Genomic DNA, 26,885 nt, shown 5'->3' on the forward strand with positions numbered 1-26,885 from the left:
GAGATTCACCAATTATACATGGTGCCGTCTTCCAGCCGGTTCACCGGCAGGAAGGCGCGCTTATATTCGTACTTCGCGGCCATATCCTCGTCGATGTCGACGCCCAGGCCCGGCGCCTCGCCCGGATGCATCATGCCGCTTTCGAACGTGTAGGCATGGGGGAAGACAGCATCGGTTTCCGGCGTGTGCCGCATATATTCCTGAATGCCGAAATTGGGCACGCTGAGGTCGAAGTGCAGTGCGGCGGCCATGCAGACCGGCGACAGGTCGGTCGCGCCGTGGCAACCGGTGCGGACCTGATAGAGATCGGCCAGCGCGGCGATCCGGCGCAGATGCGTGATGCCGCCCGCATGCACCACCGTGGCGCGGATATAGTCGATAAGCTGGTTCTGGATCAGATCCTTGGCATCCCAGATCGAATTGAAGATTTCGCCCACGGCGAGCGGCGCCGTCGTATGCTGGCGGATCAGCCGGAAAGCCTCCTGATTTTCCGCCGGCGTCGCATCCTCCAGCCAGAAGGGACGATATTGCTCCAGATCTCTGCCCAGACGCCCCGCCTCTATGGGTGTCAGGCGATGGTGGATGTCGTGCAGCAGGTGCACGTCCCAGCCCAGCGCTTCGCGGGCTGCGTTGAAGAGTTCAGGCACGACGCGAAGATATCTGGACGTGTTCCAGACATTTTCGGTCGGCAGGTCGGCGTCGGCGGGTTCGTAGAAATATTTGTCCTTCGACACGCCATAGGTCGATGCCATGCCCGGCACGCCACATTGCAGGCGGATCGCCTTGTATCCCTGCGCCTGATATTCCAGCGCGGCGTTGATGGTATCCTCTATGGTCGCGCCATTGGCATGGCCATAGACCATCACGCCTTCCCGGCTGGCCCCGCCCAGAAGCTGATAGACCGGAAGACCCGCAATCTTGCCCTTGATGTCCCACAGCGCCATGTCGACCGCCGCGATGGCGGTCATGGTGACGGGGCCGCGCCGCCAATAGGCGCCCTTGTAGAGATATTGCCAGATATCCTCGATCCGGTGCGCGTCCCGCCCGATCAGGCAGGGAAGGACATGGTCGGCCAGATAGCTTGCCACCGCCAGTTCGCGGCCGTTGAGCGTCGCGTCGCCCACGCCATATACGCCTTCGTCGGTGATGATCTTGAGGGTAACGAAATTGCGGCCGGGGCAGGTGACGATGACCTTGGCATCGATGATCTTGGGCATTGAAATGGTCCTGTTCAGATAATTTCGAGCGTGATTTTCTGGAGATTCTCGCTGTCCGGCCCGGTCATGATGTCGAACAGGCCGGGTTCGACCACCTCCTCCATGTCGAGATTCCAGAGCGCGAATGCGGCCGGCGTCAGCGTGATGCGCACGGTGCGGCTTTCGCCGGGAGCCAGCGTGATGCGTTCGAAGCCCTTCAGTTCCTTGATCGGCCGGGTGACGCTGGCGGTCTGGTCCCGGACATAAAGCTGGACGACCTCATCCCCTGCCCTCTGCCCCGCATTGCGGACATCGACCTCCACCGTCACCTCGCCACCCGTGCCGATGCGCGGCGACGACAGGCGGGGCGGGGCGAATTCGAAACGGGTGTAGCTGAGGCCGAAGCCGAAGGGGAAAAGCGGCGAGATATCCTCGAACACATAGCCGCGCCGGGCCGACGGCTTGCGGTTGTAGAAGATCGGGATCTGCCCAGCGTCGCGCGCCACCGTCACGGGCAGCTTCGCGCCGGGATTGACGTCCCCGAACAATATGTCGGCCATGGCCGTGCCGCCCTCCTGCCCCGGATACCAGCATTCCAGCAGCGCATTGGCGCCCTCCGCCACCGCGGCATAGCTGGGCGGGCGGCCGTTGATGGCGCATACCACCACCGGCTTGCCCGTCGCCTTCAAGGCCGCGAAAAGATCGTTCTGCTCGCCCAGCAGGTCCAGGCTCGTACGATCGCCCAGATGGTTCTTCGCAAAGCCTTCCCGACTGGTCTGTTCCGTGTCGCCGATAGCCAGAAGGATGATGTCCGCCGTTTTCGCAAGCTCGACCGCCTGCGCGATCAGTTCGCGGTTCCGCCCCGGATCGGCCAGCAGCACCTCGTCCGCCGAGCGATCCTCATTCCGGGTGATGAAGACGCCCTGGGCGTGGACGACCTCCGCCTTGCCCTTGAGCTTTGCCCGCACGCCTTCCAGCAGGGAGACGGTCTGGCGCGGAATGCTGCTGTAACCGCCCAGTCGCGCGACAGCGGCATTGGGACCGATCACCGCCACCCTGCCATGCGCGCCAGGAGTAAGGGGCAACGTGCCGTCATTGCTGAGCAGGACGATCGAACGATGCGCAGCCTTCAACGCCAGGGCGCGCGCCTGAGCATTGCCGGTCAACTGCTCATGATCCTTGCGCGGCCAGGGATTTTCGAACAGGCCCGCACGGAACTTGAGCGTCAGCATCCGGGTGCAGGCCAGATCGACCGCCTCAAGCGGCACTTTGCCCGCACGGACCTGTTCGACGAGCGTCCGGTAGGTCTGGCCATCGGGCAGCTCGCAATCGACGCCCGCCCGCAGCGCGGCGCGTGCCGCCGCCTCCGGATCGGGCTGGACATGATGAATGCTGTCCAGTTCGTGGACGGCTCCATAATCGCTGACCACCGCGCCGTCGAAATGCCATTCGCCGCGCAATATGTCGTTCAGCAGCCAGCGGTTCTGATGCGAGGGCACGCCGTCTATCTCGTTATAGGACGGCATGACGGCGGCGATGCCCGTGCGCTTCACCACGGCGCGGAAAGGTGGAAAGAAATTCTCGCGCAGCTCCCGCTCGGAAATCGGCGCGGGCGCGATATTCTCGCCTCCCTGGGGCTGGCCATGGCCGGTCATGTGCTTGAGCGTCGCCATGACCTTGTCGGGGCCGATCTGCCTGTCTTCGCCCTGAAGGCCGCGCACCGCGGCCACGCCCATCTCGCCACAGAGATAGGGATCTTCACCAAAGCTTTCCTCGATGCGGCCCCAGCGCGGATCGCGGGCGATGTCCACCACCGGGGAAAGCGCCAGATGGACACCGCGCGCCCGGACCTCCCGGGCGATGACGGACTGGACATCCTCCATCAACTGGCGGTCGAAACTGCCCGCGAGCCCGATCGCCATGGGGAACATGGTCGCATCCGTCGCCATAAGCCCATGCAGCGATTCCTCATGGAACAGCACTGGGATGCCCAGCCGCGTTTCCTCCATCGCCCATTTCTGGACAGCGGTGATGAAGGCGACCGTATCCGCAGGCGTGCGCCAGCGCGCACCGACGCCGCCTGCCTGGGTCGATCCGTTGGGCGCGCCACGCCGGTCCGACGGGCGGGTGATCTGGCCGAAACCGTCAGGATAGGCCCTGCTCGCCTTGGCGGGCGAGAAGGTCAGATCGTCCATGATGTCGGCCTTGGTCGCCCAAAGCGCAATGATCTGGCCGACTTTCTCATCCAGCGTCATGCGCGCCAGCAGGTCCCTGACGCGCAGGTCGATGGGGGCGGAGGCATCCTTGTAGAGCGGTCCCGCCTTCCCCCTAGCGGCAGCGGGTGCCGCCGCCATCAGCGATGTCGAGGCGAACAGGCCCAACGCCTGGCGACGCGCAAAGTCCCTCATGGCGCCACCGTCAGCGTTGCCGATTTCAGTGCGACCGAACTGTTGCCGGTCATGATCTCGAAATCGCCCGGCTCAACCACGCGGTCCATATGATCATTCCACATCTGCAGCGCTTCCGGCCCGACCGTGAAGGTGACGGTGCGGACCTCTCCGGGCTTCAGCGTCACGCGCCGAAAGCCCTTCAGCTCCTTGATCGGCCGGGTGACGGAACTGACCTTGTCGCGGATGTAGAGCTGCACGACCTCATCGCCTTCGCGCTGGCCACTGTTGCGCACGTCGACCGACACGCTGGTCGTTCCGCCCACGCCGATCTTCGCGGGCGACAGGCGCGGCGCGGACAGGTCGAAGCTCGTATAGCTGAGGCCGAAGCCGAAGGGATAAAGTGGGTCGGTGGTGTCGAACAGATAGCCGCGCCGCGCGCTCGGCTTCACATTGTAGAATATCGGCAATTGCCCGACCGAGCGCGGGATGGTCACCGGCAGCTTGCCGCCCGGATTGACGTCGCCGAACAACACATCCGCCACGGCATTGCCGCCCTGCTCGCCCAGATACCAGCCTTCGAGAATCGCGTTCGCCTGTTCCGACACCCTGACGGTGGAGGCAGGGCGGCCGTTGATCAGGACCACGGTGATCGGCTTGCCCAGCGCCTTGAGCGCATCGAACAGTTCCTGCTGTTCGCCCACGAGATCGAGGCTGGACCGGTCGCCCAGATGATTGTCTGCCCAGCCTTCGCGGCTCGATTGCTCCGTATCGCCCAGCGTCAGCACGATGCGGTCTACATTGCGCGCTACCTCAACGGCCTCGGCAATCAGCCGGCGATTTTCGGCGGGGTCGGATTTCGTGACCTTATCCTCCCACCAGTCGTCATTTTCGGTGATCTTGACGCCCTGCGCGAAGACGATCTTCGCCTTGGCGCCGGCCTTGGCCTTTATGCCGTCGAGGATCGAAACCTTGTGCGGCGGCTGGCCATAATAGCCGCCCAGACGCGCCACCGCGGCGCTCGGCCCGATCACGGCGATGGCGCCTTCGGGCTTCAGCGGCAACATGCCGTCATTCTTGAGCAGGGTGATCGACCGCTGCGCCGCCTTCAGCGCCAGGGCGCGGGCTTCGGGGTTGTTCGTGATCTTTTCCGAGGCAGCAGCGTCCGCATAAGGATTTTCGAACAGGCCGGCGCGGAACTTCAGTTCCAGCATATGCCGTACCGCCTGATCGACCTGTGCCTCGCGGACCAGCTTGCCGAGCGTCGCATAGGACAGGCCATCGGGCAGGTCCGCGTCCACGCCCGCCTCCAAAGCACGCTCCGCCGCCTGCTCCAGATTGCCGGCGATATGGTGGATGCTCATCAACTGGTCAATCGCCGAATAGTCGCTGACCACCGCGCCCCTGAAGCCCCATTCGCCGCGCAGCACATCATGCAGCAGCCAGTGATTGGCATGCGAGGGCACGCCGTCTATCTCATTATAGCTGGCCATCACCGCCTCGATCCCGGTGCGTTTCACCACCTGTTCGAAGGGCGGAAAGAAATTCTCGCGCAGTTCGCGTTCGGAAACCGGCGCCGGACCGACATTGGTGCCGCTTTCGGGCTGGCCATGGCCCGTCAGATGCTTGAGCGTCGCGAACACCTTGCCCGGCAGCAGCAGGCGCGCATGGCCCTTGCCCTGCAGACCCTCCACGGCGGCCACGCCCATCTCTCCGACCAGATAGGGGTCTTCGCCATAGGTTTCCTCGATCCGCCCCCAACGCGGATCGCGGGCGATGTCGACCACCGGCGAAAGGACGAGGCTGACACCGCGCGAACGGATTTCGCGGGCGATGACCGCATTCACCTCGCGCAGCATGTCCGGGTCCCAGGACGAGGCCATCGCGATGGACTGCGGAAAGCTGGTAGCGCCAACAGCCGCATAGCCGTGCAGACCTTCCTCATGGAAAAGGATCGGAATGCCCAGCCGCGTCTGCGTCGTCGCCCAGCGTTGCAGCGCGTTGACCAACGCCACGGTCTGGCGTGGATCGCGGCCGGGCACCTCTCGAGGGGAGAAGGCGCCCTTGGCGTCCGAAGGGCGGGTGAACTGCCCGATACCATGAGGATAGACCTGCGCCAGCTTCGGCGGATCAAGTTGCAGCCGGTCGTCGAATATCTTGACCTTGTCGGTCCATACCGCCGTGATCTGCGCGATTTTCTCGTCCAGCGTCATGCGCGCCAGCAGATCATCGACCCGCGATTCGATGGGAGCGCTCGCATCCTTGTAGAGCGGCCTGGAGGTCGCGGATGTGGGCGCCGCCGCGACGGACGCAACGGGCGCGGCAAAGGCCAGGGCTGCCGCCGAAACCGCGCATGACAGCGTACAGGACCGGATCACGAACACCTCTCCCCCCTTTTTCGCCAAGGCCGCGCTTTTCGCTTGCCGGATTGGAACTGGCCGGATTAAAACTGATAACGGTAACATTGCTCATGCAATAGGAACCTGTCAATGGCCTTCGATGCGGCCGTGACGCAGGAGAGGAAGGGGAGCCATGATCGCGCGCCTGTTTTGTTGGACGGTGGCAACCGCCCTGATGACCACGCCGGCACTGGCGGAGGACGGCTATGATCTATGGTTGCGTCACGCAAAGGTGGCAGACGACGGCGAACTGGCGCGTCACGCCACGGCCCTTGTCGCGCCCGGCCGCAGCGCGACGGCGATCGCCGCGCGGGATGAACTGCTGCGCGGCCTTTCCGCTGCAATTGGTACGGCGCCGCTGCTCGTCGATGGACCGAGGGCCGGCGCGATCTGGCTCGCCACGCCAGCGTCAGCACCTGATCTGCCGATCAAGCTCGATGGGCTGGGCGAGGAGGGTTATGCAATCCGCAGCATCGCCGTGGACGGCCAGCCAGTAACGCTGATCGCGGCCAATGGCGATGCGGGCCTGCTCTATGGCGCCTATGCCTATTTGCGGCTGGCGGAAACCGGCGCTTCGCTCGATCGGCTGGACATCCGCAGCGCCCCGCGCATGAAGCTGCGGCTGCTCAACCATTGGGACAATCTGGATGGCACGGTGGAGCGCGGCTATGCCGGACAATCCATCTGGGACTGGTGGCGCCTGCCCGACTGGAAGGGGCCGCGATACACCGACTACGCCCGCGCCAACGCCTCGATCGGCATCAACGGCACGGTGCTCAACAATGTGAACGCCAGGTCGGACAGCCTGACGGCACCCTATATCGCCAAGGCGGCGGCATTGGCGGACGTGTTCAGGCCCTATGGCATCAAGGTCTATCTGTCGGTGAAATGGACAGCCCCGATGGAGCTTTCCGGCCTGAAGACCGCCGACCCGCTTGATCCCGCCGTTGCCGCCTGGTGGAAGGCGAAGGCCGACGAAATCTACAGGGCCATCCCCGATTTTGGCGGCTTCCTGGTGAAGGCAAACAGCGAAGGACAGCCCGGACCCCAGGATTACGGGCGCACCCATGCCGACGGCGCGAACATGCTGGCCGCCGCCGTGAAGCCGCATGGCGGGATCGTGATGTGGCGCGCTTTCGTCTACGCGCATGACAATCCGGACGACCGAGCGAAACAGGCCTATGACGACTTCAAGCCGCTGGACGGCCGGTTCGCCGACAATGTGCTGGTGCAGGTGAAGAATGGCGCGATCGACTTCCAGCCGCGCGAGCCATTCCATCCGCTGTTCGGGGCGATGCCACGAACGCCGCTGATGATGGAATTCCAGATCACCAAGGAATATCTCGGCCAATCGACCCATCTCACCTATCTTGGCCCCCTGTTCCAGGAGACGCTGAAGAGCGACACCTTCGCCCGTGGCAAGGGATCGACGGTGGCAAGGGTGATTGACGGATCGCTGGAGGGCCACAAGCTGACCGGCATTGCCGGTGTCGCCAATATCGGCGCCGACCGCGACTGGAGCGGATCGATCTTCAACCAGGCGGACTGGTATGCCTTCGGTCGCCTCGCCTGGAATCCCGATCTCCCGGCGGAGGCGATCGCCCGCGAATGGGCGGCGCAGACCTTCTCGACCGACGCCAGGCTGCTCGATCCTGTCGTTGCAATGATGATGGGATCGCGTGAGGCGGCGGTCGATTACATGACGCCGCTTGGCCTCGCCCATGTCATGGGCACTGGCCATCATTACGGCCCTGCGCCTTGGATTTCGGACCTGGCGCGGCCCGAATGGAACCCGGTCTATTATCACAAGGCGGACGCCGGCGGGATCGGCTTTGACCGGACGAAGACCGGCAGCAATGCCGTCGCCCAATATGCGCCGCCGGTCGCGAAGATGCTGGCAAACCCGAAAACGACGCCGGAACGCGACCTCCTCTGGTTCCATCATGTCGGTTGGGACGCGAAGCTGAAATCGGGCGAGACACTGTGGAACGGTCTCATCCATCATTATGATGCAGGCGTGGCCTATGTCGCGGCCATGCGCAGGACATGGGACAGCCTGCGCCCCTTCATCGACGCGGAACGCTTCGCCCAGACCCGGACATTCCTGGGCATCCAGCATCGTGAGGCGAAATGGTGGCGCGACGCCAGCATCGCCTATTTCCAGTCCATATCCAAACGTCCACTGCCCGCTGACGCGGCGGCGCCGGACCATGATCTGAATTGGTACAAGTCGCTCAACTTTCCCTACGCGCCGGGCAATCCATGACTGGCATTCAATGGCCACAAAGGCTAAGCGGTGAGCGATCATGAACGAACGAAAGCCGCCGACAATCCGGGAAGTCGCTGCGCGAGCCGGCGTGTCGGTGATGACCGTGTCGCGCGTCGCCAACAAGCAGAGCTGGGTCAGCCCCCAAACCCGCGCCCGGGTGGAAAAAGCGATCGCGGACCTGAATTATGCACCCAATGCCTCCGCGCGGGCGCTGGCAGGCGGAGAGGATCGGCGGATAGCCCTGCTTTACCGTAACACCACCACTTCGGCCTATCTGGGCGAACTGCTGCTGGGTGGGCTGGACGAGGCCGCGAAGCATCATCTCCATCTGGTGGTCGAACTATGCGAAACCGACGCCGCCGTGGAAGATATCATCGCCCAGATCCTGCAAGCCCGCGTATCCGGCGTCATCGTGCCACCGCCCCTGTGCGACTGGGACGAGCTGGCGCAGGCGCTCTCCCGGCACGGCATTCCATGGGTCGCGATCGCGCCGGACGAAAGCCGTGGCATGATGGTGGTCGCGATCGACGACCGGCAGGCCGCAGGCGAGATGACGCGGCATCTGATCGACCTGGGGCACCGGCGCATCGCCTTCATCCAGGGCAATCCCCAGCATCGTTCCAGCGCGCGGCGGCTGGAAGGCTTTCGCGCCGCGATGACGGCACAGGGCCTGCCGGTCGAAGAGGACTATATCGTCGAAGGCGATTTCAGCTACCGCTCCGGGCTGGAAGCGGCAGCGCATCTGCTCAGCCTGGAGACGCCGCCGACGGCCATCTTCGCCTGCAATGACGATATGGCGGCCGCGACCATCACCATCGCGCATCAGCGGCAGATCAACGTGCCGGCCGATCTGACCGTCTGCGGTTTCGATGACACGCCGCTTGCCGCCGCGATCTGGCCCACGCTCACCACCATTCGCCAGCCGATCCGCGACATGAGTCGCGCCGCCATGACGCTGCTGGCCGAAGCGATGAAGGGCGGAGACGAGTTGGACGTCAAGGGATTGGCGCAACTGAACTGCAGTCTGATCCGCCGCCAGTCCGACGCGGTTCCGCGCCTGCATCACCGACGGGGACCTTGACGGGGGCCTTGAGGGCACTGCTTCCCGGTGCTCGCGCGCTTACGGCAGCGCGCAAATGACTGTCGCATGATCCTGCGGCGGCTTCGCCGTCAGTTGCCCGATCGAACACGGCAATGCACTGCTCTATGCAAAGCGCGCCAGCAACTGGTTGAGCAAGGGGCGCAGCCGGCGGATCTCGTCCCGATGCGTGGCGGACAGCTTCGCCAGCAAGTCCAACGCATCCGGCGTCAAACGCAGTTGCGATCGCCGCCGGTCGGTGGCGCTGGCATGGCGCGTCACCAATCCCAGCTTTTCCAGCCGATCCACCAGTCCGGTCGCGCTATGGGGTTTCAACAACAGGCGCCGCGCTACATAACCGACAGTGGCATCTTCCGCAGGAGCGGCCCGCAGCGCGAGCAAAGCCTGATGCTGCTGCGGGGTAAGCCCCATCTGGGCCGCCCGGTCGCTGCTGAACGCCTGAAACTGCCGCAAGGCGAAACGGAATTCCGCCAGCGCCGCGTAATCCTCATCCTTCAATATGGCGCCGTCTGCTTCCATGAGCCCTTCATCTTCATATATCGCGTAGCGACCTGATCGCGCCGCATCCTGCACCAAAGAAGGATTCGCCCGATTCGGAAAGCCCGTATCGTCGCAATCACGCGGTTTCTTCCGCCGGCCGCTGTCCGATTGATGTGGAGTGGGCTCATCCGCCGCGACGCGATGATCCACGAGGGCAGCAAATATCCGGTGAGGAGATTGATATACTCCAATATCATAACAACCACTGACCGCCGCAACGTCATCGTCCTGTTGGAAAATACTGCGAGCGGCAGGTCGTGGATACCGTTGACAGAAACTATTCCGTAAATCCGTAAAATATGATGAATCTCTTTCACCTTTTCGCAATTTCACTGGAAAATTGAAACGGATTTTCACGCAATGCTGCTATTATCTCGGCATGGCACATATGGATGCACCGCCGCCCGGAGCGGCAGCCGACTGGACCGTCCCCCAGGACTGGGCGTCCTATAGCGCGGCCGAACATGCGATGTGGGACCGGCTGTTTGCCCGCCAGGCCAATATGCTGCCGACCAGGGTCATACCTGCCTTCATGGAAGGCCTTGACGTACTTCGCATGTCGAAACCGGGCATTCCTGATTTCGACGAACTCAACGATCGTCTGTTCCGCGCAACCGGCTGGCAGGTCGTCGCCGTGCCGGGCCTCGTTCCCGACGAGATATTTTTCGAGCATCTCGCCAACCGCCGCTTCGTCGCGGGGCGCTTCATCCGTACACCCGAGCAGCTGGATTACCTGGAGGAACCGGACATCTTCCATGACGTGTTCGGGCATGTGCCGCTGCTCGTGCATCCGGTGTTCGCCGATTATATGCAGGCCTATGGCGAGGGAGGGTTGCGCGCCGCCAGGCTGGGCATGATCGATGCCCTTGCGCGGCTCTACTGGTACACGGTCGAGTTCGGACTGATCCGGGACGGCGGCGATCTCAAGCTTTATGGCGCAGGTATCGTGTCGTCCTACGGAGAAAGCCTGTTCGCCATCGATGATCCGTCACCCAACCGCATCGGTTTCGACCTGGAACGGGTCATGCGCTCGCTGTACCGCATCGACGATTACCAGCAGAATTACTTCGTGATCGACAGCTTCGAAGACCTACTGCAGCAGACGCGAGACGCTGATCTGGGACCGATCTACGATCGCCTGCGCGATCAGGAAGCGATCGACGTAGGCTGCTTGTTGCCGACGGATCGGGTCCTCCATGCGGGCACGCAGGCCTATGCCCACGGGAAGGCGAACGCGTGACGTCCCCCCGCCATTCTCCACTGCACCGCGGCGGAAGGCTGTGACGCGATCGCGGAAGGGCCGCCCTGAGCCCAGTGACCGACAGCGTCGCCAGCCAACCAGAACCAGAACCAGAGAGGAAGAAGATATGAGCCTGTTCGACAACCCCATCGGTCTCGACGGCTTCGAGTTCGTGGAGTTCAGCGCGCCCGAAAAGGGCCTGCTGGAGCCGGTCTTCGCCGCCATGGGCTTCACCCTGATCGCCCGTCACCGCTCCAAGGACGTGCAACTGTGGCGCCAGGGCGGCATCAACCTGATCGCGAACTACGAGCCGCGCAGCCCGGCCGCCTATTTCGCCGCGGAGCATGGCGCATCCGCCTGCGGCATGGGCTGGCGGGTGAAGGACGCGGCCAAGGCATATGACCTTGCCATCGCGCGCGGGGCGGAGCCGGTGGAGGTCCGCACCGGCCCCATGGAACTGCGCCTGCCCGCCGTGCGCGGCATTGGGGGATCGATCATCTATCTCATCGACCGCTACGAGGACGAGAATGGCGGCCTGTCGATCTACGACATCGACTTTGTCTATGAGCCGGACGTGGAACGTCACCCCGAAGGAGCGGGCTTCAGGATCATCGATCACCTCACCCACAATGTCTATGGCGGCCGCATGGCCCATTGGGCCAGCTTCTACGAGCGCGTATTCGGCTTTCGCGAGATCCGCTATTTCGACATCAAGGGCGAATATACCGGCCTGACCAGCAAGGCGATGACCGCGCCCGATGGCAAGATCCGCATCCCCCTGAACGAGGAAGGCAAGGCGGGCGGCGGCCAGATCGAGGAGTTTCTGCGCGCCTATAATGGCGAGGGCATCCAGCACATCGCGCTGCTGTGCGACGACCTGATCGCTGCCTGGGACAGGCTCAAGGCGCTGGGCGTGCCGCTGATGGCCGCGCCGCCCGCCACCTATTACGAGATGCTGGAAGAGCGACTGCCCGGCCATGGCGAGCCGGTGGGCGAGTTGCAGGCGCGCGGCATCCTGCTCGACGGATCGACGCAGGACGGCGACCCCCGCCTCCTGCTCCAGATCTTTGCGCAACCGCAGATCGGCCCTGTCTTCTTCGAATTCATCCAGCGCAAGAAGGACGAGGGCTTTGGCGAGGGCAATTTCACCGCGCTGTTCCAGAGCATCGAGCGGGACCAGTTGCAGCGGGGCGCGCTCCATGTCGATCAAGTGGAATGAGCGCCCGGCCGTTTCCGGCGTAGCCCTGGCTGTTGATCGGCGATGGTGCCAGTCAACTGGCGTCATCGCGGGCAGGACGACCGGTCAGGCCATATCATCCTGCCCGGCCTGCGCGATCGTCAGAAGCGCCGTGCGCAGCGCCGCCTGATCCTGCCCCGCCAGTGATCGCGCAAAGCGCGCTTCGTGCGCGTCCATGATCTGTTCGACCTGCCGACGCATCGCCTCCCCCGCCTCCGTCAGCGTCAAGGCCAGAGACCGTCCGTCGACCGGCGTCTTTTCAAGATAGCCGCGCCCTGCGAGCCCCGATACGAGAGGCACCATATTGGCGCGCTTGATCCCCAGCATCCGTCCCAGTTCGATCTGGATGCACCCCGGATTGGCGCCGACCAGAATCAGGATCGTGCCTTCCACCGGCCGCAGCCCGACCTCCGCCAGCGCGCCGCCAAGATCCGTCATCATCGCAGAAGATGCCCGGCGCAACAGATAGCCCAGCCGCGAAACGACGGGATCCTGCAGGGTTTTGGCGGCGATCGGCTTTTCCATGACCTTCGAAATAGTGCTATTGCCCAGAACAATCAATATTGCTATGTTACATAACAATAATGAGGAGCCAGGATATGCCTGCATCGGAAATTCTCTTGGTTATTGGCGGCGAATCGCGTGCCGCCATGTCCACCTTCGACCGCGCAAATCCCGTGACCGGTGACATCGCAACCCGCGCCGCTGCGGCCACCGTGGATGACGCCATCGCCGCCGTGGAAGCGGCCAAGGCGGCGTTTCCGGCCTGGTCCGCGCTTGGCCCCAACGCCCGCCGCGCCGCACTGATGAAGGCGGCCGATGCACTCGACGCAAGGGCTGGCGACTTTGTCGATGCGATGATGGAGGAAATTGGCGCGACCGAAGGCTGGGCGCGTTTCAACATCGCCCTTTCCAGCGCCATGGTGCGGGAGGCCGCCAGCCTCACCACGCAGATCGGCGGTGAGGTCATTCCATCGGACAAGCCCGGATGCATCGCCATGGCCGTCCGCGAAGCGGCAGGCGTGGTGCTGTCCATGGCGCCCTGGAACGCTCCCATCATCCTTGCCACCCGCGCGATCGCCGTGCCGCTCGCCTGCGGCAACACGGTGGTGCTCAAGGCGTCCGAACAATGCCCGCGCACGCACGGACTCATCATCCAGGCCTTTGTCGAGGCGGGACTTGGCGGCGGCATCGTCAACCTCATCACCAATGCGCCGCAGGACGCCGCGGACGTGGTGGGAGCGATGATCGACCATCCTGCGGTGCGTCGCGTCAATTTCACCGGCTCCACCGCGGTGGGCAGGATCATTGCGCGCCGCTGCGCCGAACATCTGAAGCCGGTCCTGCTCGAACTGGGCGGCAAGGCGCCGCTGATCGTGCTGGAGGACGCGGATCTTGACGAAGCCGTGAAGGCGGCGGCCTTCGGCGCCTTCATGAACCAGGGCCAGATCTGCATGTCGACCGAGCGGATCATCGTCGTCGATGCCGTTGCCGATGCCTTTGCGGAAAAGTTCCGGGCGAAAGCAAGCACCATGGCGGTTGGCGACCCGCGCCTGGGCCAAACGCCGCTGGGCGCGGTGGTCGACACCAAAACGGTCGCGCATGTGCGCTCGCTGATCGAGGATGCGGTCGCGTCCGGCGCGAAGCAGCTCAACGGCGGCGACGCGAACGGCGTCCTGATGCCCGCCCATGTCATCGATTACGTGACCCCGAACATGAAGCTGTTCCGCGAGGAGAGCTTCGGCCCGGTCGTGGGCATCGTTCGCGCCCGCGACGAGGCACATGCGATCGAGCTGGCCAACGACAGCGAATATGGCCTCTCCGCCTCCGTCTTCACGCGCGACACCGCGCGCGGGCTGAAGGTCGCGCGCCAGATCCAGTCGGGCATCTGCCATGTCAACGGCCCGACCGTCCATGACGAGGCCCAGATGCCCTTCGGCGGGGTCAAGGCATCGGGCTATGGCAAGTTTGGCGGCAAGGCCGGCATCGACAGCTTCACCGAATTGCGCTGGATCACGATGGAGACCCAGCCCGGCCATTATCCCATCTGAATTTGGCCGAACCGATCTTTCCTGATTTTGCCGGAGATTTTCCCATGACCAACATCCTGCATGTCGACAATGTCGAACAGTCCGAGCTTGAAACCGTCGCCTTCACAGTCGAGAACGGCATCGCCTGGGTCAGCTTCAATCGACCCGACAAGCGCAACTGCATGTCGCCGCGCCTCAATCGCCAGATGATGCGCGTCCTGGACGAATTGGAGTTTCGGGCCGATGTCGGCGTCCTCGTTCTCTCCGGGGAAGGATCGGCCTGGTCGGCGGGCATGGACCTCAAGGAATATTTCCGCGAAACCGAAGCGCATGGAATGGCCGGCACGCGCAACGCACAGCGGGAAAGCTATGGCTGGTGGCGGCGCCTGCGCTGGTATCAGAAGCCGACCATCGCCATGGTGAATGGCTGGTGCTTCGGCGGCGGCTATGGTCCGCTTTTTGCCTGCGACCTGGCCTTTGCAGCCGAGGAGGCACAGTTCGGGCTTTCCGAAATCAACTGGGGCATCCTGCCTGGCGGCGGCGCGGCCAAGGTCGCCACGGAGCTGACCAATTTCCGCAATGCCATGTACCATTCGCTGATGGGCGAGAATGTCGATGGCAAGAAGGCCGCCGAATGGGGCTTCGTCAATGAAGCGCTGCCGCTCGCGCAGTTGAAGGATCGCGTCACCCAGGTCGCCAATGTGCTGCTGACCAAGAATCCGGTGGCCCTGAAGGCGACCAAGGATGCCATTCGCCGGGTCCGCGAGATGACCTATGACAATGCCGAGGATTATCTGGTCCGCGCGCAGGAGGCCGCCAACAGCTACGATAATGAAGGCCGCAAGGAAGGCATCAAGCAGTTCATCGACGAAAAGAGCTACAAGCCGGGCTTGGGCGCCTATGACAAGTCGAGGCAGAGCGCCTGACGACCGATCGGGCCGCCCCGCCCCGCGGCCCGTCCTGACAGACAGATTTTGGAGAGACAGGCCATGACGGTCGACACCCTGAACCTGCCCGATGCGCCCGCCGCCTCGCTCGACCGGCTGTTGCGGCCCCGCTCGGTCGTGATCGTCGGCGCGTCGGACAAGCCGGGCGCGCTGGGGGCGTCAGTGCTCTCCAACCTGACCCGCAACGGATTTGCCGGGGACATCCACCTCATCAACCCCAAAAGGGCGGAGATTGGCGGACGCCCCTGCCTGCCCTCCGTCGATGCCTTGCCGGAAGGCGTGGACGCCGCTGTGCTGGCCATCCCGCGGGTCGCAGTGCTGGAAACGGTACAGGCGCTCGCCGCCCGCAAGGTGGGCGCGGCGGTGATTTTCTCGGCAGGGTTCGCCGAAGGCGGCGAGGACGGCCTTGCCGAACAGCGGGCAATCGGCCGGATCGCGGCGGAAGCGGGCATGGTGGTCGAAGGCCCCAATTGCCTTGGCATGACCAACTTCATCGACCGCGTGCCGCTGACCTTCGTCGAGACGGAGGCCAGGCCGCTGGGCGACCGCGCCGGTATCGGCATCGTCTCCCAGAGCGGCGCCATGGCCTGTGTCCTCGGCACCACGCTGGCAAGCCGTGACCTGGGCCTTTCCTTCTCCATCTCTACCGGTAACGAAGCCGCCTCCGGAGTGGAGGATTATGTCGACTATCTGCTGGACGATGCCTCCACCCAGGTCATCGCCATGATCGTCGAGCAGTTCCGCAAGCCCCGGCGCTTCCTGGCCGCCGCTAGGCGCGCGCGGGCACTGGGCAAGACCATTGTGCTGCTTCATCCCGGCAAGTCGAGCGCGGCCCGCGAGTCCGCCGCGACTCATACGGGCGCCATGGCGGGCGATTATCAATTGATGCGCGTGAAGGTTGAACGCGCCGGCGTGATCTTCGCCGAAACGCTGGAGGAACTGGGCGACATTGCGGAAATCGCGCTGCGTTGCCCGACCATTCCCGCTGGCGGCGTCGCGGTGCTGGGAGAGAGCGGCGCGTTCAAGGCGCTGACGCTCGACCTTTGCGAGGCGCTCGACCTCGATCTGCCGAAGGTGGACGATAGCAATGCCCCCGCCCTGCGCGCCGCCCTGCCCGATTTCGTCGGCGTCTCCAACCCGCTCGACCTGACGGCCCAGGGGCTGGTCGATCCCGACCTCTATTACCGTACGCTCGCCGCCCTGTTCGACGACGACCGGTTCGGCAGCATCGTCGCGGGGATCATCCAGACCGATCCCGTGACCATCGGCATCAAGCTGCCTCCGATCCTGCGTGCCGTTGGCGAACTGCGGCCTGCCAAGCCGGTGATCTTCGCCGGGCTGGACGAGGGCGCCGACGTGGCGCAGGACTATATCGATCAGCTTCGCGCCTTCGGCATCCCCTATTTCCCTTCGACCGAACGCGCGATGCGGGCATTGAAGCGCCTCAACGACCATGCCCGCCGTGACTTCAGCGAAGGCGACACCAGCCCGCTCGCCGCTGCCGCCCTGCCCGACCAGGGCGGCGTCATTCCCGAATATCGGGCGAAGGCGATATTGGCGCGGTTCGGCATCCCCTTTCCCCAGGGCGCTTTCTGCACCAGCGTCGAACAGGCAACGTCCGCTGCCGAAACGATCGGCTATCCGGTCGCTCTCAAGGCGCAGTCGGCCGACCTCAGCCACAAGAGCGACGCGGGGGGCGTGGTGCTCAACCTGCGCGATGCGGACGAGTTGCGTGCGGGCTGGGCGCGCCTGTACGCCAATGTCGCGGCTCATGACCCGGCACTGACGCTGGACGGCGCCCTGCTGGAGGGCATGGGCGAGCGCGGCGTGGAACTGATCATCGGCGCGAAGGGCGATCCCGATTGGGGCCCGGTGATCCTGGCCGGTTTCGGCGGCGTCACGGCGGAGATCCTCCAGGATGTGCGCCTTTTCACGCCCGACCTGCCGGTGGACGCGATCGTGCGCGAACTGCATCAGCTCAAGCAAGCCGTCCTGCTTCGCGGTTTTCGCGGATCGCCGGCACTTGACGTGGAGGCCGTGGCGCAGATCATCGCGACGCTGGGCCGCGTGCTGCTGGCCGAACCGTCCATTCGCGAGATCGACCTCAACCCGGTGATCGTCTACCCCGAAGGCAAGGGAGCGGTGGCGCTGGACGCATTGATGCTGACGGCCCCCAGGGCGGGCTGAAAAGGCCGAACGGAGGGAATCATGGCAGCCACGCGCGCGGATTTCGCCAAACTCGGGGCCATCGACATGCACGTGCATGCGGAGGTCAGCTGCCATGACCCCGAAGACCCGATCTTCGGTGAATTTGCCGATGCGGCCACCCGCTATTTCAAGGCGCCTCGCCGCCGGCCGACCATCCCGGAAACCCTTGCCTATTATCGCGAGCGGCAGATCGGCTTCGTCATGTTCACCGTGGACATGGAGGCGGGCACCGGCATCCAGCGCATCCGGAACGAGGAAATCGTGGAAGCGGCGGCAGAAAACAGCGATATCATGATCGCCTTCGCCTCCATCGATCCGCACAAGGGCAAACGGGGCGCGATAGAGGCACGGCGGCTGATCGAGGATCATGGCGTGCGCGGCTTCAAATTCCATCCGCCGCTGCAGAATTTCGATCCCGGCGACCGCATGGCCTGGCCGCTCTATGAGGTGATCAACGATCATCAACTGCCGGTCATCTTTCACACCGGCCATAGCGGCATGGGATCGGGAATGGCGGGCGGGGGCGGCATTCGCCTGAAATATGGCCAGCCCATATTGGTGGATGACGTTGCGGTCGATTTTCCGGGCATGAAGATCATCCTTGCGCATCCCGGCTGGCCCTGGACCGACGAGTCCCTCTCCATGGCGCTGCACAAGCCCAATATCTTCATCGATCTGTCGGGATGGAGCCCGCGCTATTTTCCTGACCAGATCGTCCGCTACGCCAATGGGCAGCTTGGGCATAAATTCCTGTTCGGCTCCGATTTCCCGCTGATCCCGCCGGACAAGTGGATCGCCGCCTTTGACGAGGCCGGGTTCAAGCCGGAAGTCCGGGCGCCGATCGTGAAGCAGAACGCGATGAGGCTGCTGTTCGGCCCGGAATTGCCGGAATGACCGACGAAGTCGGCCGCCGCGCGCTGCTGAAGGCCATGCCCGGCATGGCGCTGGGCGGGACGATCGCCCCCGCGACAAAGGCCGCAGAACCCGCGCTGGCGGTGCCCGCGCTGAGCCTGGCGATGCGCCTGCGCGTACTGATCGGCGAGCCGCGGGAGTTGGGCATGGTCGATGGCGTACGCAAGCGGATCATTCCGATCACCGGCGGCACTGTCGAGGGGCCACGGCTTGAGGGCAAGGTGCTTGCCGGCGGTGCGGACTGGCAATCGATCCGCGCAGACGGCACCGCCGACATATTTGCCCGCTATACGATTGAAGCAAAGGACGGGACGATCATCTCCATCGTCAATCCCGGCTATCGCCATGGGCCCGCCGCCGTGCTGGCGCGGATCGCCGCAGGCGAGGATGTCGATCCGGCGCTCTATTATTTCCGCACCACACCGCGGTTCAAGGTCGCCCAGGACAGTGTTCACGGCTGGCTTGGGCGCACCATCTTCCTTTGCACGGCTGCACGCTATCGCGACCATGTGCGGCTGGATATATTCGCGGTCGATTGAAAAAAGAAGGCAGGACGAGGATGACGGGAGAAAAGGGGGACATCAGACGCCTGCTGGATGAGGCGCCGATGGCGCGCCCGCAGATCGCGGCGATCGTCCTGTGCGTTCTGCTCAACGCGCTGGACGGTTTCGACGTGCTGGCGATCAGCTTCGCCGCGCCCGGCATTGCGGCCGAATGGCGCGTGGACCGCGCCGCGCTCGGGCTGGTGCTGTCGATGGAGCTGATCGGCATGGCGGCGGGATCGGTACTGCTGGGCGGGCTTGCCGATCGCGTGGGCCGGCGCCCGACGATCCTCCTATGCCTGGTCATCATGGCAGGCGGCATGCTGGCCGCCACGCAGGCTTTCAGCATATTTTCCCTGTCCGCCATCCGCCTGGCGACGGGCCTTGGGATCGGCGGGATGCTTGCGTCCACCAATGCGATGGTGGCGGAACTCTCCAATGCCCGATCCCGCAGTCTGGCGGTGGCGGTCATGGCGGCCGGATATCCGATCGGCGCGATCGCCGGCGGTTCCATCGCCTCCCTGATCCTGGTTTCGGGCGAATGGCGCAACGTGTTCCTGTTCGGCGCCATCATGACGGGCTTCTTCCTGCCTCTCGCCTATATGTTGCTGCCTGAATCGATCGGCTTCCTGCTCCAAAGGCGGCCCGAGGGCGCGCTAGGGCGCGTCAACGCGCTGCTCGTCCGCTACCGGCATCAGCCGGTGAGCGCCCTGCCTCCACCCGACGGGATCGCGCCCAGGGCATCGGTCGCGGCGCTGTTCGCGCCTGGGCTGGCTCGCGTCACCATCCTGCTGACGGCCGCCTATTTCGCGCATATCATGACCTTCTATTTCATCCTGAAATGGGTGCCCAAGATCGTGGTCGACATGGGATATGCCGCGTCCGCCGCGGGCGGAGTGCTGGTCTGGGCCAATGTCGGCGGCCTGGCCGGAGCGATGCTGTTGAGCTTGCTGAGCTGGCGGATTAGCATTCGGGCGCTGGTCATCGCCGCGATGCTGGCTTCCACGGTCATGGTCACGATCTTCGGCCAGGGGCAATCCAGCCTCTCAGGCCTTGCCGGTGTGGCGGCGGCGGCCGGCTTCTTCACCAATGCGGGCGTGGTGGGCCTTTATGCGATCATCGCGCAATCCTTTCCGACCTCCGTGCGCGGCGGCGGCACCGGGGTAGTGATCGGCTTGGGCCGGGGCGGCGCCGCGCTGGGGCCGATCATCGCCGGTTTCCTCTTCAGCCTGAATTTCGGCCTGCCCATCGTCGCGCTCGCCATGGCGCTGGGATCGCTGACGGCGGCGGGCGCACTGCTGCTGCTGCGCCCTGTGCAATCATAGGCGGCGATGAATCGGCCACCGACGCATGTGCGATCTGCCGCACAGAGAGAGGTCGGCTGGCCGTTTGTCGCGGCCTTGGCCCCGGCCGCCCGCCCGAGCCCGAGACATGATCAGGGAGCTGATGCCGCCGCCCGAACGGACCTTGCCCACCCCTCAAATGGCAAGTCCCGGGACGGATCGGCATTCAGCCCGTTGATGCCCGACAGGCAACAGGCGTGATCCATCAGAAGCGGGGAATGGAGGCGAGCCAGTCGCTCGCTCCATCGTCAAACACGATGCCTTCGACAAAGTGGCCCAACAGGTTTCGCATGTCGCAATAATAATAGCTGCCCACCCCGTCGACATCACCGCGGATCGGCAGCGTCCGGCCCGATGCCTGGAGCTGGTCCAGTTCCGCATCGAATGCCTCTCGCGTCGCAAAGCGCCGGCAAAGATGATGGAACCGAACGACAGGGCCTTCAGCCTGGGGCAGGCCCTCCACGTAAATGGCCACGTCCCCGTCGATCGGTTGAATGATCTCGATTTCCGTCGCGCCGACATAGGCCAGGGAAACATGGCAATGCGCTTCGCGGCCCGGCCCCGTGGGGTAGCGTATGTCGCGCATCTCCAGAAAGCGCGCTATGCCATGGGTGCCGGCGAACTGCGCCTGCGCCCTGTCGATATCGCGGGTGACATAGGCGACCTGGAAGAAACCTGGATAAGGCGGCGTGTCGGCTGGCATCATTTTCTCCTATGTAATTGGCTTGTCATTGCGGCTCCAGCCGATCCGCTGCTTCCCGCGCCGGCGCTCCATTCCCGGAAACCCACGCGACGCTCCAGCGGCTGTCCCTGGATCATCAAGGTCAGGCAGCCTCCTCCACCGAACGGCTGATCGGGGCGGGCGCCTTGTGCCATTGCCCCCCCTTCATCACCGCCCGGAGCGCCCTGGCATCGGCGAGGAGCCGCGGATCAGCAATGGGATCGCCGTCGATCAGCAGCATGTCAGCCAACATGCCCGGAGCAATCCGCCCGGCGCCCTTGCCCATCAGTTCGCCTCCATTGGCGGTCGCGGCGTACAGCGCTTCAGCCGGCGTATAGCCGAGGTAGCTCACGAAATGCTGCACGTCACGGGCATTGGCGCCATTGGGCTGCCAGGGCATGCCATAATCGCCGCCAATCACCGCGCGGACGCCCCGGCGCCGTAATTCACTATGCACTGCAATGTTGCTTTCCATCGCAGGTTCAACACCCATGCGATCAATTGTCGCGCGGTCAAACGGGCTGTCATGCAGCAGACTGTGGTAATATCCTATTGTCGGCGCGACAAAGATGCGATCCTTGGCAGCCTCCAGCATGTCCAGCGCTTCATCGTCGGCGAAGTCGGCATGATTGATGAGCGTGGCCCCGGCGCGCAGCGCCCGCTTGATCGATTCCGCCGAGCGCGCATGAACGCTGACCAGCAGACCAAGTTCCCTCGCCGCCTCTCCGATCGCCTGCGCTTCGTCCTCTGCCAGGGTCGTGGTTCGGCCGGTCGGGCGCGGAAAGAAATCATCGCCCGACATGTTGACCTTCACCACGTCGACCCCCTCGCGAAAACCCAGCCGCACCATCTTGCGGCATGCTTCCGCGCCATCGACGACAGCCGCCGCAACATCGCGCCGCTGATGCAGTTGCGCCGTGTCGTTAAGCCCGCCGGTCGCAGTCAGGGTGGGCGTCGAGGCCAGCAGGCGCGGCCCCGGAATGCGCCCCGCCTCGATTTCGTTGCGGATCACGATCTCCGATCGCAGCTTGGGCGATCCCGCACCGATCACACCTGTGAAACCCGCATCCAGCATGATCCGCGCATTGTGCATCGTGATAAGAACAGTTTCTTCAGGCGGGGTGTCCTCTATCTCGTAAGCATAGGTGACTGTCGGAAAGCTGAGATGACCATGCGCATCGATCAAGCCGGGAATCACTGTCGCGCCGCTTGCGTCCACCTCTTGCGCGCCGGCCGGCGCAGGCGTGCCAGGCAGCTGCGTAGCTGCAATTCGGTCGCCCGTCACCAGCACGTCCGCCCGCTCGCGAACATCGCCGGTCTCGCCGGACCAAATATGTCCGCCCCTTATTATCCATGATTGTGCCATGTCCACCTTCCCTTCGCGCATCCCGTGAATGCGCTGCCACCCTCCCGCGACGATCGCTCCTCGACAGCAGGTCCGGGCGGGACCAATGCGGTGCAGGGCGTTTCCCATTCTGGCATAATGGAATGGACATGGCGACATCTTCGACCGGGAGAGTGGCATGAAGAAGGCGGCACCCCATGAAACTGATATCAGCCGCATCACGACATGCCGGATCTGCGCCGGCCAATGCGGCATCATCGTGGAGCTCGATGCGGCGGGCCGCGTCGATCGCGTCCGGGGCGATCCCGATAATCCGCTTACAAGGGGCTATGCCTGCATCAAGGGGCTGACGCTCGGCGAGGCGCACAGCAGCCCCAATCGCATCCTGCACCCTTTGCGGCGCACCGACGATGGCCGCTTCGTCCAGGTGGGGATGAACGAAGCGCTGGACGAGATCGCCGAACGGTTGGGGAAGATCCTGGCCGAGCATGGCCCGGATGCGGTCGCCGGCTTTCGCGGCACCATGAACTACACCAACAGCCTGGCAGCGCATATGTTGCCGGCCTGGCTGGCGGCGATGGGATCACACAGCTTCTTTTCGACCATGACCATAGACCAGTCCGCCAAGTGGATAACCGCAGACCGGCTGGGCGTGTGGGAGGCTGGCAAGGACCCCTATGAAAACGCTGAAGTCCTGCTGGTCATCGGCGCCAATCCATTGGTGTCGCTATCCACTTTCACCATGGTGATGCAGAACCCGGTCAAGGCCCTGAAAGAAGCCAAGGCACGCGGCACGCGCCTGCTGGTGATCGATCCCCGCCGGACGGAGACGGCCGCCTTTGCCGACCGATTGCTGCAGCCGCTGCCGGACGAAGATGCGGCGTTGGTCGCGGGCATGTTGCGCCTGATATTGGAGGAGAATTGGGCCGACAGGGAGTTTTGCGAACATAATGTGGAGGGCGTGGAAGCGCTGCGGGACGCCCTTGCACCTTTCACTGTCGACCATGTGGCGCAGCGTTGCAACATCGCGGCCGAAGACCTGGTCGCGATCACCCGCGACTTTGCCGAACCGCATCCTGACGGGCGGCGCAAGCGGGGCGCTGCAGCATCGGGCACCGGGGCGAACATGGGCGCCTTTTCCAATCTCACGGAACATCTTGTCGAATGTCTCAATGTGCTGTGCGGCCGGTTCGCGCGAGAGGGCGATGCGATCGGCAATCCGGGTGTGCTGGGGGCTCGCTGGCCGCGCCGCGCGCAGGCGATTGCGCCAACGCGCGGCTGGGAAAGCGGTTGGCGTGACGGGTGGGGATACGGCCTTCTGATGGGTGAGCGCATGAGTGCCATCCTTCCGCAGGCGATCCTGGGAACCGGGACAGGCGCTGTTCGCGCGCTCGTGGTGGATGGCGGCAATCCCGTCAATGCGCTGGCGGAAACCGCCGAAACAGCAGCGGCCTTCGGCAATTTGCAGTTGCTGGTATCGATCGACCCTTTCCTCAACGAGACGTCGCGGCTCGCCCATTTCATCCTGCCGCCGCCGATGATGCTGGAACGGGCCGATATACGCAGCCGCGACTGGGAGAGCTACACCCTGCACGAACCCTTCCACCAGTTCGCGCAAATGGTTGCCCGGCCGCCTGAGAACAGCGAACTGATCGAGGATTGGCAGGTCTTCTGGGAACTCGCAAAGCGCACCGGCCACAAGATCATTTTCGACGACGTGCCGATCTCCATGGAGACCCGCCCTGAGACCGAGGACCTGTTCCGCATCCTCCTGCGCCATTCGGCCTTCCCGGCGGAGGATCTGCTGGCGGAAAAGCGGGGGGTCGTGTTGCGCGGGGATCCCATGTGCGTCAAACCCGCCGAGCCCTGCCCGCCCCGCTTCCAGGTGGCGCCGAGCGACGTCCTGGCTGAACTTGAGACACTGGCCGGGGTCCGTCGTCAAACCTCTGCGCTACGCCTTGTCTGCGGACGGGTGCGACATGTGCAGAACAGCATGTACCATGACCTGCCATCGATCGCGCGGCGCATGCCCGAAAACCCGCTCAGCATGCATCCCGACGACATGGCTTCCCGGGGACTCGTCCCTGGTGCCCTTGCTCGCGTGCGCTCGGCACATGGTGAGCTGCGCGTCACGGTGGCCCCGGACCGCAATCTGCGTTCAGGCGTCGTGACCATGCCGCACGGTTGGGGCGACGGGCGAGGCGCCAATGTGAACAGCCTGACCAGCCTGATCCAAGGCCGCCAGACCATCAATGCCATGCCCATTCTCAGCGGCTTCGATGTGATGGTGGACCCCATTGATCGGGATGCCGGACAAGGTGGCCCAGGTAATTGAAGACGCCCGCCGCAATCTTGGGATCGCGGCGGCGATAGGCTCGTATATCCATACATATACCGCTATATTTTCCATACATAATATTCTATGTCGGCATCAGCAATGACGATTCGGAACAGACCCATGGCCAACGGTAGCGACAAATTCCAATGGATCCTCAGCAAAGGGTGGCATGGCGACTGCCCGCGCTGCGGCGAGGGGCGGATGTTCGCATCCTGGCTCAAGATCGCGCAGACCTGCGACCGCTGCGGCCTGGACTATCGATTCGCCAGTCCAGACGACGGTCCGGCCTTTTTCTCGCTCTGCATCATCGCCTTTCCGCTCACCTTCATGGTGGTGTGGTTGCAGGTCGCCTTCACGCCGCCATGGTGGGTCCATATGCTGGTCTCGGCTCCACTCATGATCCTGGGTTGCCTGCTGCCTTTGCGACCGATCAAAGGCTGGCTTGTCGCGTCGCAATATGTGAACAGGGCACAGGAAGCGGGCACGGAAAAGGTCTGGGCGCATCTCTATGGCAACGGCTCCGGCAAGGCCTTTGACGATTGACGGCCTTTTGTCTGGATTGTGAAGGCATGCAGTTCAAGGATTGATCCATGCAAAACTGGATGCCCGACATAGATGGAGTGGCAGGGCCGAAATATCTCGCGATTGCCCATGCAATGATGCTGGATATCAAGGCAGGCAGGCTGACTGCGGGCGTGCGCCTGCCCCCGCAACGCGTCCTTGCCGATGCGCTGGACATTGACCTGACGACCGTGACCCGCGCCTATGGTGAAGCGCAGCGACTGGGCCTTATCGAAAGCGATGGCCGTCGCGGCAGCTTCGTACGGGAACAAAGGGTCGAAACACCGAAATATGCGCGCGCCAGGCTGGGCGACGCGGGTATGAACGCACCGCCCGAACAGGCTGGCAGCCTGCTGTCGAGAGAATATAGGCGCACCGCCGAAGCCTTGCTCGGCGATCATGAGTCACTTTCCCTCTCCTATCCGCCGCGAGGCGGAATGCCGGCTACGCGAGAAGCCGGCGCCCAATTGCTGCAGAAGCGCGGCATACCCTGCCTGGACGACACTGTGCTGGTCACAGCCGGCGGCCAACATGCGCTCCACGCGATATTCAGTGCCGAGTTGCGGGCGGGAGACGTGCTGGCAGTGGCCGGCAATGTCTATCCGGGAGTGCTCGCGCTCGCTCGCCGCTTCGACATCCGGCTGGTCGCGATCGGCTCCGACAGCGAAGGCATTGATCCCGATGCGCTCGACGCCCTTTGCCGGACCGTCGAGCTCAGGGGAGTCTATGTCGTTCCGACCAACGACAATCCGACAACGGCGACGATGTCGGTAAGCCGTCGCAAGGCGATCGCCGCCGTTGCGCGACGCCATGGGCTGATCGTGATCGAGGATGACGCCTATGGCCTGTTGCCGAAAGACCCGCTGCCACCCATCGCTTCCTTTGCACCAGAGCAGAGCTGGCACATTGCGAGCACGTCCAAGATCCTGTCCCCGGGTCTTCGCGTCGCCTGGCTTTGCGCGCCCGGCGTGGCCGATGCCTGGCGGCTGGCGGCCGATGTCCATGACACCGCCATCATGGCCCCGCCGCTCAATGCCGCAATAGTGGCGAGATGGGTCGGGGACGGCCTGTTCGAGCGCCTTGTCGCCGAAATTCGCAGCGAGGCTGCCGCAAGGCAACTTCTCGTACGGAAATGGCTCCATGAAGGCAGCTTCCGGGCCCATGAAACAGGCTATCATCTTTGGGTGCCGCTTCCTGCCGACATCAATGGCGCCGCGGTGATGGAGGCGTTGCGACCGCATGGGCTGTCGGTCGTGGGCGGCGAGGCTTTTGCCGTCGATAGGTCGGCGGCGGCGCCGGCACTGCGCATCTCGATCGGTGGAGCGCTGACGCGGGATCGGCTTGAAAAGGGCATCCGGCTGCTGGCCGCCCTGATCGGACCGGAAGCCTCGGCACGCATTCCATTGGTTTGAGGGATGGGCGTTTGGCGTGACGCCGCAACAAGCGCCCTGGTTCCGCTCTGTCGCCGACGGGCATGACCCGCCTCATCGCCGCCATGTTGTGGATCAGCCCGGTTCATCCCATCGGGAAGCAATGGACGAAAGATCAGGCGTCGACCGCATTCACCCGAG

General features: G+C 64.0%; 20 protein-coding genes. 13 read left to right on the forward strand and 7 right to left on the reverse strand.

From position 1 onward, the window contains the following. Positions 1-5: 5 nt before the first annotated feature. Genes manD through MRBLMC3_RS12005 form a run of 3 tightly spaced genes read right to left on the reverse strand, consistent with a single transcriptional unit; the run spans position 6 to position 5,961 of the window. The gene (gene manD / locus MRBLMC3_RS11995) at positions 6-1,217 is read right to left on the reverse strand and encodes a D-mannonate dehydratase ManD (RefSeq protein ID WP_363736349.1); all 1,212 of its coding nucleotides are present in this window, start codon (positions 1,215-1,217) and stop codon (positions 6-8) included. 14 nt (positions 1,218-1,231) lie between these two features. Continuing rightward, positions 1,232-3,604 carry a glycoside hydrolase family 3 N-terminal domain-containing protein gene (locus tag MRBLMC3_RS12000; protein ID WP_363829027.1) on the reverse strand — a complete coding sequence of 791 codons (2,373 nt, stop codon included), beginning with the start codon at positions 3,602-3,604 and terminating at the stop codon, positions 1,232-1,234. Then, positions 3,601-5,961 (reverse strand): glycoside hydrolase family 3 N-terminal domain-containing protein, encoded by a 2,361-nt coding sequence (locus MRBLMC3_RS12005; protein ID WP_363829029.1) that lies wholly within the window; start codon positions 5,959-5,961, stop codon positions 3,601-3,603. Before MRBLMC3_RS12005 ends, MRBLMC3_RS12000 begins: the two co-directional genes overlap by 4 nt. A 154-nt stretch (positions 5,962-6,115) precedes the next feature. Here MRBLMC3_RS12005 and MRBLMC3_RS12010 point away from each other — a divergent pair, with 154 nt between their 5' ends. Then, positions 6,116-8,248 carry an alpha-glucuronidase family glycosyl hydrolase gene (locus tag MRBLMC3_RS12010; RefSeq protein ID WP_363829032.1) on the forward strand — a complete coding sequence of 711 codons (2,133 nt, stop codon included), beginning with the start codon at positions 6,116-6,118 and terminating at the stop codon, positions 8,246-8,248. Between the two features lie 40 nt (positions 8,249-8,288). Continuing rightward, positions 8,289-9,332 carry a LacI family DNA-binding transcriptional regulator gene (locus MRBLMC3_RS12015; RefSeq protein ID WP_363829035.1) on the forward strand — a complete coding sequence of 348 codons (1,044 nt, stop codon included), beginning with the start codon at positions 8,289-8,291 and terminating at the stop codon, positions 9,330-9,332. Between the two features lie 123 nt (positions 9,333-9,455). On the opposite strand, the gene MRBLMC3_RS12020 is transcribed toward MRBLMC3_RS12015, so the two are convergent. Beyond that, positions 9,456-9,869: a MarR family winged helix-turn-helix transcriptional regulator gene (locus tag MRBLMC3_RS12020; RefSeq protein ID WP_133651376.1), complete on the reverse strand. Its 414-nt coding sequence runs from the start codon at positions 9,867-9,869 to the stop codon at positions 9,456-9,458. A gap of 400 nt (positions 9,870-10,269) precedes the next feature. Here MRBLMC3_RS12020 and phhA point away from each other — a divergent pair, with 400 nt between their 5' ends. Further along, the gene (gene phhA / locus MRBLMC3_RS12025; RefSeq protein ID WP_363736889.1) at positions 10,270-11,130 is read left to right on the forward strand and encodes a phenylalanine 4-monooxygenase; all 861 of its coding nucleotides are present in this window, start codon (positions 10,270-10,272) and stop codon (positions 11,128-11,130) included. A 127-nt stretch (positions 11,131-11,257) separates the two neighbouring features. Beyond that, positions 11,258-12,349 (forward strand): 4-hydroxyphenylpyruvate dioxygenase, encoded by a 1,092-nt coding sequence (gene hppD / locus MRBLMC3_RS12030; protein WP_363829037.1) that lies wholly within the window; start codon positions 11,258-11,260, stop codon positions 12,347-12,349. Between the two features lie 84 nt (positions 12,350-12,433). Here the strand turns inward: hppD and MRBLMC3_RS12035 are convergent, their stop codons facing one another. After that, positions 12,434-12,892 carry a MarR family winged helix-turn-helix transcriptional regulator gene (locus MRBLMC3_RS12035; RefSeq protein WP_363736355.1) on the reverse strand — a complete coding sequence of 153 codons (459 nt, stop codon included), beginning with the start codon at positions 12,890-12,892 and terminating at the stop codon, positions 12,434-12,436. Between the two features lie 74 nt (positions 12,893-12,966). Between MRBLMC3_RS12035 and MRBLMC3_RS12040 the strand changes: the two genes are divergently transcribed. The 6 genes from MRBLMC3_RS12040 to MRBLMC3_RS12065 all read left to right on the forward strand — a co-directional run bounded on the left by MRBLMC3_RS12040 (position 12,967) and on the right by MRBLMC3_RS12065 (position 20,331). Further along, positions 12,967-14,418 carry an aldehyde dehydrogenase gene (locus MRBLMC3_RS12040; RefSeq protein ID WP_363829040.1) on the forward strand — a complete coding sequence of 484 codons (1,452 nt, stop codon included), beginning with the start codon at positions 12,967-12,969 and terminating at the stop codon, positions 14,416-14,418. A gap of 44 nt (positions 14,419-14,462) precedes the next feature. Continuing rightward, positions 14,463-15,323, forward strand: a complete 861-nt coding sequence (locus MRBLMC3_RS12045; RefSeq protein ID WP_363829043.1) for a p-hydroxycinnamoyl CoA hydratase/lyase — start codon at positions 14,463-14,465, stop codon at positions 15,321-15,323. Between the two features lie 63 nt (positions 15,324-15,386). Continuing rightward, positions 15,387-17,531 (forward strand): acetate--CoA ligase family protein, encoded by a 2,145-nt coding sequence (locus MRBLMC3_RS12050; RefSeq protein WP_363829046.1) that lies wholly within the window; start codon positions 15,387-15,389, stop codon positions 17,529-17,531. A 21-nt stretch (positions 17,532-17,552) separates the two neighbouring features. Further along, positions 17,553-18,446, forward strand: coding sequence for an amidohydrolase family protein (locus tag MRBLMC3_RS12055; protein ID WP_363829049.1), 894 nt, complete (start codon positions 17,553-17,555; stop codon positions 18,444-18,446). After that, positions 18,443-19,003 (forward strand): DUF3237 domain-containing protein, encoded by a 561-nt coding sequence (locus MRBLMC3_RS12060; protein WP_363829052.1) that lies wholly within the window; start codon positions 18,443-18,445, stop codon positions 19,001-19,003. Before MRBLMC3_RS12055 ends, MRBLMC3_RS12060 begins: the two co-directional genes overlap by 4 nt. Positions 19,004-19,023: 20 nt before the next feature. Beyond that, a complete protein-coding gene (locus MRBLMC3_RS12065; protein WP_363829054.1) occupies positions 19,024-20,331 on the forward strand; it encodes an MFS transporter in 1,308 nt (435 codons plus the stop codon). 223 nt (positions 20,332-20,554) lie between these two features. On the opposite strand, the gene MRBLMC3_RS12070 is transcribed toward MRBLMC3_RS12065, so the two are convergent. Together MRBLMC3_RS12070 and MRBLMC3_RS12075 are read right to left on the reverse strand one after the other, a co-directional pair. Next, positions 20,555-21,055 carry a VOC family protein gene (locus MRBLMC3_RS12070; protein ID WP_363736365.1) on the reverse strand — a complete coding sequence of 167 codons (501 nt, stop codon included), beginning with the start codon at positions 21,053-21,055 and terminating at the stop codon, positions 20,555-20,557. 118 nt (positions 21,056-21,173) lie between these two features. Further along, positions 21,174-22,436, reverse strand: a complete 1,263-nt coding sequence (locus tag MRBLMC3_RS12075; RefSeq protein WP_363829056.1) for an amidohydrolase family protein — start codon at positions 22,434-22,436, stop codon at positions 21,174-21,176. Between the two features lie 157 nt (positions 22,437-22,593). Between MRBLMC3_RS12075 and MRBLMC3_RS12080 the strand changes: the two genes are divergently transcribed. The 3 genes from MRBLMC3_RS12080 (at position 22,594) to MRBLMC3_RS12090 (ending at position 26,726) form a co-directional block, all read left to right on the forward strand. Then, positions 22,594-24,750 (forward strand): molybdopterin-containing oxidoreductase family protein, encoded by a 2,157-nt coding sequence (locus MRBLMC3_RS12080; RefSeq protein WP_363829059.1) that lies wholly within the window; start codon positions 22,594-22,596, stop codon positions 24,748-24,750. Positions 24,751-24,873: 123 nt separating this feature from the next. Next, entirely contained in the window at positions 24,874-25,296 is a 423-nt protein-coding gene (locus MRBLMC3_RS12085) for a DUF983 domain-containing protein (protein WP_133651386.1), read from the forward strand. Positions 25,297-25,343: 47 nt separating this feature from the next. Further along, complete coding sequence (locus tag MRBLMC3_RS12090) at positions 25,344-26,726, forward strand: PLP-dependent aminotransferase family protein (RefSeq protein WP_363829062.1); 1,383 nt, start codon at positions 25,344-25,346, stop codon at positions 26,724-26,726. Positions 26,727-26,885: the final 159 nt, after the last annotated feature.

It is taken from the genome of Sphingobium sp. LMC3-1-1.1 (genome assembly GCF_040676285.1).
Lineage (GTDB): Bacteria > Pseudomonadota > Alphaproteobacteria > Sphingomonadales > Sphingomonadaceae > Sphingobium.